10 protein-coding genes are annotated in these 13,102 nt (G+C 63.1%); 5 read left to right on the plus strand and 5 right to left on the minus strand.

Features of this window, described 5'->3' with window-relative positions:
* Positions 1 to 237 precede the first annotated feature (237 nt).
* The 3 genes from UP06_RS22720 to UP06_RS22730 are packed head-to-tail and all read right to left on the minus strand — an operon-like array spanning position 238 to position 3,204.
* Positions 238 to 894: a glutathione S-transferase family protein gene (locus UP06_RS22720; protein ID WP_045005891.1), complete on the minus strand. Its 657-nt coding sequence runs from the start codon at positions 892 to 894 to the stop codon at positions 238 to 240.
* Positions 894 to 2,057 (minus strand): acyl-CoA dehydrogenase family protein, encoded by a 1,164-nt coding sequence (locus tag UP06_RS22725; protein WP_045005892.1) that lies wholly within the window; start codon positions 2,055 to 2,057, stop codon positions 894 to 896. Before UP06_RS22725 ends, UP06_RS22720 begins: the two co-directional genes overlap by 1 nt.
* Positions 2,058 to 2,067: 10 nt before the next feature.
* Positions 2,068 to 3,204 carry an acyl-CoA dehydrogenase family protein gene (locus tag UP06_RS22730; protein WP_045006021.1) on the minus strand — a complete coding sequence of 379 codons (1,137 nt, stop codon included), beginning with the start codon at positions 3,202 to 3,204 and terminating at the stop codon, positions 2,068 to 2,070.
* Positions 3,205 to 3,465: 261 nt separating this feature from the next.
* Here UP06_RS22730 and UP06_RS22735 point away from each other — a divergent pair, with 261 nt between their 5' ends.
* Positions 3,466 to 5,016, plus strand: a complete 1,551-nt coding sequence (locus UP06_RS22735) for an acyl-CoA synthetase (RefSeq protein ID WP_045006022.1) — start codon at positions 3,466 to 3,468, stop codon at positions 5,014 to 5,016.
* Between the two features lie 75 nt (positions 5,017 to 5,091).
* Positions 5,092 to 6,312, plus strand: coding sequence for an ABC transporter substrate-binding protein (locus UP06_RS22740; protein ID WP_045005893.1), 1,221 nt, complete (start codon positions 5,092 to 5,094; stop codon positions 6,310 to 6,312).
* Positions 6,313 to 6,361: 49 nt separating this feature from the next.
* Here the strand turns inward: UP06_RS22740 and UP06_RS22745 are convergent, their stop codons facing one another.
* Both UP06_RS22745 and UP06_RS22750 read right to left on the minus strand, forming a co-directional pair.
* Entirely contained in the window at positions 6,362 to 7,813 is a 1,452-nt protein-coding gene (locus UP06_RS22745) for a glycosyltransferase family 2 protein (RefSeq protein WP_245305518.1), read from the minus strand.
* A gap of 53 nt (positions 7,814 to 7,866) precedes the next feature.
* Positions 7,867 to 8,637 (minus strand): helix-turn-helix transcriptional regulator, encoded by a 771-nt coding sequence (locus tag UP06_RS22750; protein ID WP_045005895.1) that lies wholly within the window; start codon positions 8,635 to 8,637, stop codon positions 7,867 to 7,869.
* Between the two features lie 187 nt (positions 8,638 to 8,824).
* On the opposite strand from UP06_RS22750, the gene UP06_RS22755 reads away from it, so the two are divergent.
* From UP06_RS22755 to UP06_RS22765, 3 genes are all read left to right on the plus strand, one after another.
* Positions 8,825 to 11,089 carry a marine proteobacterial sortase target protein gene (locus UP06_RS22755; RefSeq protein ID WP_045005896.1) on the plus strand — a complete coding sequence of 755 codons (2,265 nt, stop codon included), beginning with the start codon at positions 8,825 to 8,827 and terminating at the stop codon, positions 11,087 to 11,089.
* 175 nt (positions 11,090 to 11,264) lie between these two features.
* A complete protein-coding gene (locus tag UP06_RS22760) occupies positions 11,265 to 11,834 on the plus strand; it encodes a class GN sortase (RefSeq protein ID WP_045006023.1) in 570 nt (189 codons plus the stop codon).
* A 170-nt stretch (positions 11,835 to 12,004) separates the two neighbouring features.
* On the plus strand, positions 12,005 to 12,985 hold the full coding sequence (locus UP06_RS22765) for a glycosyltransferase family 2 protein (RefSeq protein ID WP_045005897.1): 981 nt from the start codon (positions 12,005 to 12,007) through the stop codon (positions 12,983 to 12,985).
* The last annotated feature ends 117 nt before the right edge of the window (positions 12,986 to 13,102 follow it).

The following is a 13,102-nucleotide window of genomic DNA, read 5'->3' on the forward strand; positions in this document are numbered from 1 at the left end:
GTCACCTTAGCGGAAATTTGGGCGCTGTCACGACAGGATAGCGCTGCCACGGCGCGCAAGGGACGGCAGCCCGGGAGGCTCCCGGAACCGATCCAGCATCATCGTCGTCCCGGCGAAGGCCGCGACCCATACCGCGAGGTCCATCGATGCGGATGGTACTAATCCCGAACGACCAATCTTCGCAAAACATCTCCCTGGGAGTATGGGTCCCGGCCTTCGCCGGGACGACCAGTTAGATTATGCCCTCACCCGCGCCGCAACATTCTGCTCGACGCCCGCCTTCTGCTCCGCAGCAACCGCGCGCTTGAAGCCGTCGCGCTGCTGCAAGCGCGCCCAATAGGCTGTGACATTTGGCCCAAAATCCTTGGCGAGCCCGATGCTCTCGGCAAGCCGCAGTGCATAGCCGATCACGATGTCGGCGGCGGTGAAACGGCCGGCGCACAAGGTTTCAGCATTCGCGGTCGCAGCCTCAACGGCGCGCAGCCTCCCCAAGAACCATTTGGCGTAGTCGGTGGCGACCTGCGGATTGCGGCGCTCCTCCGGTTCGAGCTGGGTGTAGCGGAGCACCAGCGTTTGCGGGAAGGTTAACGTCGCGTCGCTGAAATACATCCAGTTCAGGAACGCACCATAGGCGGGATCCTCGGGGCCAACCATCAGCGGTGTCGGTCCGTGCTTGATGCCGAGATAATGGCAGATGCCCGAAGACTCCGTCATCTTCGTCTCGCCGTCGACCATGAAGGGAATCGTGCCCAACGGATTGAGTGCGAGGTATTCCTTGGCGAAGACCCGCGGCGGGAACGGCAGCATCTTCAGTTCGTAACGAAGCCCCATCTCCTCCAGCATCCAGAGCGGACGGAACGAGCGGGCGGCATCGCAGTGATAGAGCGTGATCATCAAGAGCTTCCTTTGCTGCCAGGCAGCGTGCCCATCATCTTGCACAGGACCATCAGCATGACCTCGTCGGCGCCACCGCCGATCGAGGTCAGACGGCTGTCGCGATAGGCGCGACTAACCGGCGTCTCGTTGGTAAAGCCCATTCCGCCCCAATATTGCAAGCAGGCGTCGGTGAGCTCGCGCCCGAGCCGGCCGGCTTTCAGCTTGGCCATGGTCGCAAGTTTTGTGACGTCCTCGCCAGCGACCAGCTGCTCGGCGGCGCGATAGATCAGCGCGCGCAGCAACTCGACCTCGGTCTGCATCTCCGCGAGCTTGAAGTGCACCACCTGGTTGTCGAGGATCGACTTCCCGAAGGCTTTGCGGTTGCCTGTGTATTCGATGGTCTCGTTGATGATATATTCGTGTGCCTTGAGGCAGGCGGCTGCGCCCCAGAGCCGCTCTTCCTGGAACTGGATCATCTGGTAGGTAAAGCCCTTGCCCTCCTCGCCGATCCGGTTGCGCTTGGGCACGCGAACATTGTCGAAGAAGATTTGGGCGGTATCGGATGATCGCATGCCCATCTTGTCGAGTTTTCGCGCCACCGTGACGCCCTTGGCCTTCATAGGCACGCAAATCAGCGACTTGTTGCGGTGAACGGGGCCATCGCCGGTGTTGGCGAGCAGGCAGATCCAGTCGGCCTGGGTGCCGTTGGTGATCCACATCTTGCCGCCATCGATGACGTAGTCGTCGCCGTCCGAGCGCGCATTGGTCTTGATCGAAGCGACGTCGGAGCCCGCGCCGGGCTCGGAGACGCCGATGCAGGCAACAAACTCGCCGGAGATCGAAGGGCTGAGAAACTCGCGTCGCACCTCATCCGAGCCGAATCGCGCCAGCGCCGGCGTCGCCATATCGGTCTGCACCCCGATCGCCATCGGCACGCCGCCGCATGTGATCGCGCCGAGCTCCTCCGCCATCATCAGCGCATAGGAATAGTCGAGGCCCGAGCCGCCGAATTCGACCGGCTTGTTGAGGCCGAGGAAGCCAAGGCTGCCCATCTTCTTGAACAGCGCGTGTGCCGGGAAGATGTCGGCCTTCTCCCATTCATCGACATGGGGATTGATCTCGTTGGCGATGAATTTTTGCAAGGAGCGGCGGATGTCGTCGTGGTCGGCGGTGAACAGCATTTCTTCCTCGTCACAACCCCATCTGCCGGCTGGCCAGATCCTTCATGATCTCCTCGGTGCCGCCGCCGATGGCGTTGACCTTGACTTCGCGGTAGATGCGCTCGGCCTTGATGCCGCGCATGAAGCCGGCGCCACCGAAAATCTGCACGGCTTCGGAAGCACAGAACGCCATGGTCTGGGTCGCCTGGTTCTTCATCATGCAGATTTCCGCGACCGGGCTTTCGCCCTGCTCCAGCCGCCAGGCCAGCATCTCCAGCATCGCTTGCGATGCCGCGACCTTCTGCGCCATGTCCACGATCTTGTGGCGGATCACCTGGTGCTGGGCGAGCGGTTTGCCAAACGTCTTGCGCTCCTTGGCGTAGGCAATTGCCTCGTCGAGGCAGACGCGGGCGAAGGCGGTGCAGCTCGCAGCCATGCCGATGCGCTCGCTGTTGAAATTCTGCATGATGATCTTGAAGCCCTGGCCCTCCTCGCCGATCAAATTCTCGACCGGGACTCGGCAGTCGTCGAAGTGCAACGTCGCGGTGTCGGAGGCCCACCAGCCCATCTTCTTCAATTTGGTCCGCGACAAGCCCGGCGTGTCGCCCTCGATCAGGAGCAGGCTGACGCCGCCAGCGCCCTCGCCACCGGTGCGCACGGCAACGGTCAGATAGTCGGCGCGTACGCCGGAGGTGATGAAGGTCTTCTCGCCACTCACGACGTAGTGATCGCCATCGCGCCGCGCCCTGGTGCTGAGGTTTGCCACATCCGAACCGCCGCCCGGCTCGGTGATGGCGAGCGCGGATATCTTTTCGCCTGACAGCACCTGCGGCAGCACGCGTGCCCTAACCTCGGGGCGCGCCGCGCGCGCGATCGGCGGCGAGCCGATGGTGTGACTCATCAGGCTGGCGCTGATGCCGCCAGCGCCCGCCCGCGCCAGCTCCTGGCTCGCCACGATCTTCATGAACTGGTCGGCAGAGATCCCGCCATATTCCTCGGGAAATCCGAGCCCCAGCAGTCCGATCTCGGCGGCCTTGCGATAGAGCGCACGCGGGAATTCGCCGGCCTCGTCCCATTCATGGGCAAATGGCGCGATCTCCTTCTCGACGAAGCGGCGCATCATTTCGCGGAAGGCGTCGTGCTCGGCGGTATAGAACGGGCTCTTCATCGCTTTCGCCTTCGACTCGTCTCGTTCCACCATGGCCGGAACATTGGCGGCTCACTTGCGCGGAGTGGCTGGATGGGAACGCCGCTTCGGACGGGCCAAGGCCTAGCAACTCAACGCAAGACGGTTTTCGCCCCTCGCAGGCCAACTCCGGTTCAAAAAAGACGTGCTGCACAAAACTCCGGCTGGCCTCCCAAGGCCACGCCGGGCATGGTGCACGGCAATAAAAAGGCAGGCGGCACCAGACCGCCGAGGGAGGAATTTTTGGCCGTTCGTTACTACGACTGGATCGCCCATCATGGCCGCCGCACGCCCGGCAAGGTCGCGGTCATCGATCTCGCGAGCGAGCGCCGCTTCACCTATTCACAGCTCGATGCGCGCGTCTCACGCCTCGCCTCATTCCTCCGTCACACGTTAAAAATCTCGCGCGGCGATCGCGTCGCGGTGCTGGCGCTGAACACGACCGATACGCTGGAGGTGCAGTTCGCCTGCGGCCGGCTCGGCGCCGTCTTCGTGCCGCTCAACACCCGCCTCACCGTTCCCGAGCTTCAGTTCATCACCGGCGATTGCGCGCCGAAGGTGATGATCCATGACACCGATCTGGCCGATACGGCGCTGACGGTGGCGAAGCTCTGCGGCGTCGCGACGAGTCTATTGATGGGTCCCGGCGGCTCCTATGAAGCCGGCATCGCCGCCGCAAAGCCGCTCGACCGCATCGAGGAAGTCACCCTCGATGACGTCTCGACCATCATGTACACGTCGGGCACGACGGGGCATCCGAAGGGCGCGACCATCACCCACGGCATGACCTTCTGGAATTGCGTCAATCTCGGCGGCCCCGCCTGCATCGGGCCGTCTTCGGTGCTGCTCACTGTGCTGCCGCTGTTCCACACCGGCGGACTGAATTGCTACACCAATCCAGTGCTGCATGCCGGCGGCACCGTGCAGATCATGCGCGCCTTCGATCCCGGCACCGCGCTCGGCCTGATCAACGATCCCGCTCTGGGCATCAACGTGTTCTTCGGCGTGCCTGCGATCTACCAGTTCATGGCGCAGCATCCAGCGTTCGCGACGACCGATCTCGGCCGGCTGATCGTCGGCGGTGTTGGCGGCGCACCGATGCCGGTGCCGCTATTGAAGGTATGGGAGGCGCGCGGCGTTGCGCTCCAGCAAGGTTACGGCATGACCGAGACGTCGCCGGCCGTGCTGGTGCTCGACCGCGAGGATGCGGCGCGGAAGGCGGGCTCCGCCGGCAAGCCGGTGCTGCACACGGAAGTGCGTATCGTGCGCCCCGACGGCAGCGATGCCGATGTCGGCGAGCTCGGTGAGCTCTGGGTCAAGGGGCCGAACATTACACCGGGCTACTGGAACAGGCCGGAAGCGAACAAGACGTCCTTCACAGACGGCTGGCTGCACACGGGCGATGCAACCCGCGTCGATGAGGAAGGCTTCTACTACATCGTCGATCGCTGGAAGGACATGTACATCTCCGGTGGCGAGAACGTCTATCCGGCCGAGGTCGAGAACGTCCTGCACCAGCTCACGGCAATCGCGGAAGCTGCGGTGATCGGCATTGCCGATCCGCAATGGGGCGAGGTCGGCCTCGCCATCGTCGCGGTCAAGCCGGGTCAACGGCTGACGGAGGCGGACGTCTTCACACATTGTGCGGCCAATCTCGCGCGCTTCAAATGCCCGCGTCAGGTTCGCTTCGTCGAAGCCCTGCCGCGCAATGCCACCGGCAAGATCCACAAGCCGACCTTGCGAAAGGAATTTTCGGCGACCTCGGAAGTCGACAAGAAAGTCGCCAACGCCTGACCAAAGCGCCCCTCTCGCGGGCGCTTCTTCTTTTCTGACGTGCCTGCCCCAACCAAGAAACCCCAAGGAATTTTCATGAACAGGAAACTCTCCCTGCTTGCCGCGACAACAGCTCTGACGCTCCTCACGGCCCAGGGTGCCTACGCGCAGAAAGCGTACGACACCGGCGTCACCGACACCGAGATCAAGATCGGCAATGTCGAGGCCTATTCCGGTCCTGCTTCCGCCTACGGCGTGATCGGCAAGACCGAAGAAGCCTACTTCAAGATGATCAATGACCAGGGCGGCATCAACGGCCGCAAGATCAACTGGATCTCCTATGACGACGGCTATTCGCCGCCGAAGACTGTGGAGCAAATCCGCAAGCTGATCGAGAGCGACGAGGTCTTCCTCGTCTTCAACGCGCTGGGTACGCCGACCCAGACCGCCGTGCAGAAATATCACAACTCGAAGAAGGTGCCGCAGCTCTTCCTCGCCACCGGCGCCAGCAAGTGGAACGACCCGAAGAGCTTTCCCTGGACCATGGGCTTCCAGCCCAGTTATCGGGTCGAGGCACAAATCTTCGCCAAGTACATTCTGAAGGAGAAGCCGGACGCGAAGGTTGCGATCTTCTACGCCAATGACGATTTCGGCAAAGACTATCTCGCCGGTATCAAGGACGTGTTTGGCGACAAGGCGTCGAAGCTGATCGTGGCCGAAGAGAGCTACGAGACGTCGGAGCCTTCGATCGATGCCCATATCGTCAAGCTCAAGGGCACCGGCGCCGATACTTTCGTCAACATTGCGACTCCGAAGTTCGCGGCGCAGGCGATCAAGAAGATCGCGGAGCTGGACTGGAAGCCGATGCACCTGATGACGGACGTCTCGGTGTCGATCGGTGCGGTGATGAAGCCGGCTGGCCTCGAAGCATCCGAAGGCGTGCTGTCAGCCGGTTATCTGAAGGATGCGTCGGATCCGCAGTGGAAGGACGATGAGGGCATGAAGAAGTTCATGACCTTCATCGACAAATACATGCCCGGCGCGAACATTTCGGATGCCAATTTGGTCTACGCCTATGCCGCAGCCCAGACGATGGTGCAGGTGCTCAAGCAGTCGGGCGACAATCTGACCCGTGAGAACGTGATGAAGCAGGCCGCCAGCCTCAAAGACTTCGTCCCCGACACGCTGATCCCGGGGATCAAGATCAACACTTCGTCCACCGACTTCGCACCGATCGAGCAGCTCAAGATGTGGCGGTTCAAGAGCGGCCAATGGGAACTGTTCGGCCCCATCATCAGCGCCGAAACCGGCGGCTAGTTCGACCTAACCTACCCGCCTGAAATCCCGAATAGCGGCCGAAGGGCCGCTATTCTTTTTCATCCTGCTGCACGTCGACGGACACGATAGAAAGGCCAAGACGGCGCGAATCGCCGACGCCTCTCAACACCGGACATGCCCATGCAAGGGTGGCGATGCCTGAGGGCGGCAGGTCGAGGCTCAGCGTATAGCGGTCACAACCAATCGCGATCGCAGCAGGGTTGACGCGTGCGCCGTCGAGATAGAAATGCGCGTCGATCTTGTCCAGCGGCGCGCGGAGGGCGGGACTTCGGATGCAAACTACGTTGCGACCCGGAACGCCCTTGATGCGGACGGCCGCCTGTGGCTCGCTCCAGCGAAATGTGTAGCCGGCTGATGATTCCACGGCGTGGAATCCGAGTTGCGCAATGACGTGATCGCCAAGCAGTCCCGTGGCAGATTTGGCGTGCCCGCTAACGCGACGGATACAGTCGAGCCGCTGAAGCCGGATCAGCGATGCGATGTAGCGCTTCATCCATCGTGCGATAGCTGCTCTCGACCCGATCACCGTCAGTGCGGTCAGGACCGTGCGCGCATGCGCAACGGCGAGGCGCGCCGTGGCACGTGCGCGGAGGTCGCCGTACAGCACCAGCTCGGTCCAACGCCAGAAGGCACGCAGCTTCTCGTCGGGCCGCCTCCAACCCCGGCCCGCAAGGCTATAACGCACCAGTGCGCTCAACGCATCGCGGGCAAGCGATGCATCGAAATTATCTCGCGTGCTCCATTCGATGGGAATTTCGAGCAGTTCGCTGCCGGGATCGTGGGCCGCCTCGCTGAAATAGCGAATCTCGCCCTGCACGAAATCAAGCGTGAATGTCTTCAGCTCGCTGATCCGGCCGACGTAGTAGTGATGAAAGCGTGCCTCTTCCAGATAGCCGATGGAATAGCCCCGCGCGAAATATCCGGCGGCGAGCACCCATTCGGCGAAATGGCCGAGCTCGGCGCGCAGGCCCCCGCATTCCTCGTAGACGTCGCGCCGCGTCACGAAGCACTGGTCCAGCACCTTGCGCCAGGGGTGCTGCGTCATGCCGAACTCGATGTCGGCCTGGTACATCGCAGCCTCGGCTTCCGACAGGCGGTTGTGGCAGATCGGGACTGACCGGCAGGAGAATCCCGCCCAATCGGGATGGGCGTCGATCGCGCGGATGCAGAGCTCGATCACGTCAGGCTCGGGCCGGCAATGCGATTCCGTGAAGAACAGATAGCTGCCACGGGCTTTGGTGGCGCCGAATGCGCAAAGCCCGATGTCGTGAACGGACTCGGTGAATTCGAGACGTGCCCTATCGCCGGCGAGCGCCTTCAGCTCATCGCACGCCGTGAAATCGGGCGGCACGACCAGGATGATCTCGTAGAGAGATTTGTCCGCGGTCTGCGAAGTCCAGCCAAGCCAGGATTGCTCCCACTGCCCGCGGTGATATTCGAGCGGGATGATGACGGAGAACATGGGTCGGTCGGGACTCATGCCGGATTTCATTCCTTAAGATGATCGCGCGAGGCGCCGACACGGGCGCAGGTCTAGGCGGGCAGAAACAGAGCAAAGGACTCATCGACGGTACGCCGAAGGTGATCGCGATACAGCTTGTAGTTCGCATGGTCGGACCCGATCCGGCCCACGGCGGGATCGCCGATGTTGCGTGCCGGCACATAAGCGATCGGCGCCGCAATCGGCGTCAGTTGCGAACCCGAGCCGGCGCGTAGCGTCGAGATGATACCGTACATCTCGCCGGCCACCGTCGGCCGCGACACCGTAATCACGCGATGCTGGCCATGCTTGTTGATGACGAGATAGATGAAACCGGATTGGTGCGGTACCGCGACCTCGCCGGTGTGCTCATAGGCCGCATCCGTCCGCTCGCCCTCACGGAAGACCAGCGACGAGACCTTTGGCTCCCAGACGATTGCGGTGCGGTAGGCGAAGATCGCATCCTTGTCGCCGAACGACGGCCGCAGCGTGATGTAGACGTCTTCGAGCCAGGTCACCGCGCGATGCGAATAGGAGCCTAGGCTGTCCGGCGCGACATCGTTTGCGGCCGAAGGCGCCACCACGACCGCGCTTTTGCGTAAGGACACGCCCAGCGCCTGCTCCAGCCGGACCGTCGTTGCCAGCGTGAACGGCCGGCGCCCGCCGAGCACCTTTTCCAGCGTCGACAGGCTGAGCTTGGCCTGCTCGGCCAGCGCCTGCCGCGAGATCCGGCGTCTGGCGAGCTCCTCACGGATTGTCTCGGCGATCTCGCGACTTTGCTCGTCCGAAAGCTGCTTGTCGGAGAGTTTATCCTGGGTCTGCATCGTTAACCCTGCTCCATGGGCGTCAGTCTAGCAGGGCGGACAAGTCAGCACAAAACCGGACATGGCCGCCCCGGCGCCGGACCGCCAAGGCCAGCCGCGGCGGAACATTGCCGATCATTCTGCTCGCGACATCAGCCCCTCCCGGCCGATGCTCGGTGTCGTCAAACACCCTTCGGGAGCAGGCCAAATGGATACCTACGACGCGGACGACAGCAACGAGCATCCCCTGCTGGACAGGTTGATCAAGCTCGGATTGTTTCTTCTGGTCCAGGGCGTGGCCGTGCTGCTGGTCGGCTTCGTAGCCCTGCTGGTGAGCTTTGAGCCCAGCTGGTCGGCGACGACGGAGCAGGCAAGCCTGCTCCAACCTGGCGACGCCCGCTCCGGCACCCTCCTCCTGAAGGAAGATGGCGCCTACACGGAAGCCGTCCGCCTCGGCATCGATGTCGACATCACGGTGTCCGGCCCGACGCTGCGCGCCCGCGTCACGCAGGTGTTCCGCAACCCGACCAAGGACTGGGTCGAGGCGACCTATGTCTATCCGCTCGCCAACGACGGCGCGGTCGATACGCTGAAGATGGTGGTCGGCGACCGCGTCATTGTCGGCGACATCAAGGAGCGTCAGCAGGCACGCGTGATCTACGAGCAGGCGCGCCGCGCCGGACAGACAGCTGCGCTCACCGAACAGGAGCGGCCCAACATCTTCACCAACTCGGTCGCCAATATCGGTCCCGGCGAGACCGTGCTGGTGCAGATCGAATACCAGGAGCCGGTGCATCAATCCGGCAACGAATATGCGCTGCGCGTGCCGCTCGTGGTCGCCCCGCGTTACAATCCGGCGCCGATCGTGCAGAGCGTCGACTTCCGCCGGGACGGTTCCGGCTGGGGCGCGACCACATCGGACCCGGTGCCGGACCGCGACCGCATCGCCTCGCCTATGCTCGACCCTGCCAAGAACCAGCCGGTCAATCCGACCAGCATCACTGTGCGTCTGAAGGCCGGTTTTGCGCTCGGCGAGGTGAAGAGCCACCACCACAACGTCAAGGTCGAGAGCCCTGACAGCACGACGCGTGTCGTCACACTTTCCGAGGGCACTGTCCCCGCCGATCGCGATTTCGAGCTGACCTGGAAGCCGGCCGCAGAGAAGGCGCCGTCGGTCGGCCTGTTCCGCGAACATGTCGGCGATGCCGACTACCTCCTCGCCTTCGTCACGCCGCCCACGGCTGAGCAGACGGTGCAGAAGCCGCTGCCGCGCGAAGTGGTGTTCGTGATCGACAACTCCGGTTCGATGGGTGGCACCTCGATCGAGCAGGCCAAGGCGAGCCTGCTTTATGCGCTGGGCCGCCTTCAGCCGAACGACCGCTTCAATGTCATCCGTTTCGACGACACCATGGACGTGCTGTTTCCGGCCTCGGTGCCGGCCGACGCGGCGCATGTCGGCGAGGCGACCTCGTTCGTGAGTGCGTTGCAGGCGCGCGGCGGCACCGAGATGGTGCCGGCAATGCGTGCGGCGCTGACCGACAAGCTTGGCGAGACCAGCATGGTCCGCCAAATCGTGTTCCTGACCGACGGCGCGATCGGCAACGAGCAGCAATTGTTCGAGACGATCACGGCGATGCGCGGCCGCTCGCGCATCTTCATGATCGGCATCGGGTCCGCGCCCAACACCTATCTGATGACGCGCGCCGCTGAACTCGGCCGCGGCGCCTTCACCCATATCGGCTCCGTCGAGCAGGTCGAGGAGCGCATGCGCGGCCTGTTCGCCAAGCTGGAGAACCCCGCCGTCACCGGCCTCACCGTCAAATTCTCCGAGGCCAAAGCCGACGTCACGCCGGCGATCATTCCCGACGTCTATCGCGACGAGCCGCTGGTGCTGGCGGCGAAGCTCGACAAGCTCGCAGGCTCGCTCGAAATCAAGGGACGCGTCGGCGACCGCCCGTGGTCGGTGACGCTGCCGCTGCAAAATGCCGCCGAAGGCAAAGGCCTGTCAAAGCTCTGGGCCAAGCGCAAGATCGGCGATGCGGAAGTGGCGCGCACCATGCACGAAATGACGCCGGAAGATACCGACAAGGCGATCCTGGCGCTGGCGCTCGACCATCAGATCGTCACGCGGCTGACCAGCCTCGTTGCAGTCGACAAGACGCCGAGCCGTCCCGCAGGCGAGCCGCTTAAGCTCAGCGAGCTGCCCATCAACCTGCCGGCTGGCTGGGACTTCGCGAAAGTCTTTGGCGAACAACCGCAGCAGGCGCCGACGCAGTTGCGCGAACGCCGCGCCGATGCAGGCGGCCAACGCGCGGCAAGGCGGCCGGCCCCTGTCGCGCCCGACGCGATCCGCCTGCCCAAGACCGCAACCTCGGCCGAGCTCAAGATGATCGCAGGCCTGATCCTGATCGTGCTCGCCCTGATCCTGTTCGTGTTCAACCGACGTCGGCCCTTGCTCACTGACGCCGCTTGAGAGAGGAGCCCCCGAACTCCTCTTGCTTAGCGCGCGCGGCTGCCCGTCCCCGTCCAAACAGCCGCGCGCGCCTTTTTTACTGTCATTGCGAGGCGCGAAACGACGAAGCAATCCAGACTGCCGCCGCGGAGACAGTCTGGATTGCTTCGCTTCGCTCGCAATGACGGGAGACATCATGCCCCGCCTCATCTCTCCTCTCGCTCTCGCGCTCGTCGGCCTCATCCTGTTCGGCGACGGCGCCTATATTCACGCCAAGGCGTGGCTTGCGCAGGTGCTGCTGGAGCGCGCGTTCGACAGGAGCCTGGCGACCGGCGAGGCCGTCAAGCCATGGTCATGGGCCGATACCTGGCCGGTCGCACGGATCGAGGTGAAGCGGATCGGCGCCAGCGCCATCGTGCTCGCTGGCACGAGCGGCCAGGCGCTTGCCTTCGGCCCCGGTCATATCGACCAAACGGTTGATGCGGGCGAGCGCGGTATTGCGGTATATGCCGCGCATCGCGACACGCATTTCCGCTTCCTGCGGAACGTTGCCATAGGGGACGTGATCGAGGTCACGCGCAGCGATGGCAAGCACTTTCGCTATCGCGCGGACGCCTCCAGCGTGGTTCGCTTCGACGCGTCGGGCATTGATGTTGCAACGCAGGATTTTGAACTCGTGTTAACAACCTGCTGGCCATTCGACGCCGTCACGCCGGGTCCCGAGCGCTATATCCTTCATGCCACGCTGATTGGAACCGATGGATGACGGTTCACAATCAGCCCGCACGGGTCGACCGCACCCTCTCGAACAGCCCATGGCGTGCCGGACAGGCGTGTTGATGGAGCCGCTGAACTGGCGCCCCCGACCGTAGACTTAATAAGAACGGCCCGTTGGTTTCCTCTTTTATTTTATAGTGAGCACGAAGAAAGTATTTAATGGACGAAGAGTTCAAGCAGCGTCTCGAGCAGCTCGAAAACCGCGTCGCGCTACTGGAAAGGAACCTGGATCTCATTGCAGCCGGGCAGCGACGCAGCTCACTTCGCAGCCTCTGGCGGCGTCCGCCGATGTGGACATTCGAGCAATATCCGCCGCGACTTCTCAACCTGAACGCGTTCAAGCCCGCGCCCGCGGTTCCTGCGCGTGCGCCGCGGATGGCGATGGTCACGCCGAGCTACAACCAGGTGCAATATCTCGGCGCCACGATCGACAGCATCGTTAGCCAGGATTATCCGAACCTCTACTATCACGTGCAGGACGGCGCCTCGATCGACGGCACGCTCGATCTCCTGAAGAGCCGCGGTGATCGCATCAGCTGGAACAGCGAGCCGGACAACGGGCAGTCCACCGCGATCAATCTCGGCTTCGCTGGCGTCGAGTGCGAGATCATGGCCTATCTCAACAGCGACGACATGCTGCTGCCCGGGACGCTCGCCTATGTCGCCGACTACTTCACGGAGCATCCGGACGTCGATATCGTCTACGGCCATCGCGTCTTCGTCGATCGCGAGGGGCTCGAGGTCGGCCGTGCCGTGCTGCCGCGCCATGACGGCAAGGCGCTGCAATTTGCCGACTACATTCCGCAGGAGACGATGTTCTGGCGCAAGCGCGTGTGGGACAGGATCGGACCGATCGACGAAAACTTCCACTACGCAATGGACTGGGACTTCATCCTGCGGGCGCAGGCCGCCGGATTCAAGTTCGTGCGCCTGCCGCGGTTTCTTGCCTGCTTCCGCATCCATGACGCACAAAAGACCGCGGCAACTTATTCGGTCGGTGTCAGGGAAATGGGCATCTTGCGCCGACGCGTCCTCGGCTTCGAACCGACGCAGATGCAGATCCGCCGCGCCATCGCCCCTTATCTCGCGCAGCAACTGGCCTATCACTACGGTTACAAGTGGGGCGTGTTGCGATACTGAGGCGACGATTCGAGCCGACGATTGAATGCATCGATTGCGATCCGCCTACATCGCTGCGCATTCCGCCATGCGGCATGCAGCCCTGCTGGTTGCCACCCCACGCAACTCGCCATACAA

The sequence above is a fragment of the Bradyrhizobium sp. LTSP857 genome (genome assembly GCF_000938285.1).
Lineage (GTDB): Bacteria > Pseudomonadota > Alphaproteobacteria > Rhizobiales > Xanthobacteraceae > Bradyrhizobium.

Coding starts and splice junctions, on each gene's coding strand:
- UP06_RS22725 (WP_045005892.1), bottom strand. CDS start 2,057: ATGCTGTTCACCGCCGACCACGACGACATCCGCCGCTCCTTGCAAAAA.
- UP06_RS22740 (WP_045005893.1), top strand. CDS start 5,092: ATGAACAGGAAACTCTCCCTGCTTGCCGCGACAACAGCTCTGACGCTC.
- UP06_RS22755 (WP_045005896.1), top strand. CDS start 8,825: ATGGATACCTACGACGCGGACGACAGCAACGAGCATCCCCTGCTGGAC.
- UP06_RS22745 (WP_245305518.1), bottom strand. CDS start 7,813: ATGAGTCCCGACCGACCCATGTTCTCCGTCATCATCCCGCTCGAATAT.
- UP06_RS22760 (WP_045006023.1), top strand. CDS start 11,265: ATGCCCCGCCTCATCTCTCCTCTCGCTCTCGCGCTCGTCGGCCTCATC.
- UP06_RS22720 (WP_045005891.1), bottom strand. CDS start 894: ATGATCACGCTCTATCACTGCGATGCCGCCCGCTCGTTCCGTCCGCTC.
- UP06_RS22765 (WP_045005897.1), top strand. CDS start 12,005: ATGGACGAAGAGTTCAAGCAGCGTCTCGAGCAGCTCGAAAACCGCGTC.
- UP06_RS22750 (WP_045005895.1), bottom strand. CDS start 8,637: ATGCAGACCCAGGATAAACTCTCCGACAAGCAGCTTTCGGACGAGCAA.
- UP06_RS22730 (WP_045006021.1), bottom strand. CDS start 3,204: ATGAAGAGCCCGTTCTATACCGCCGAGCACGACGCCTTCCGCGAAATG.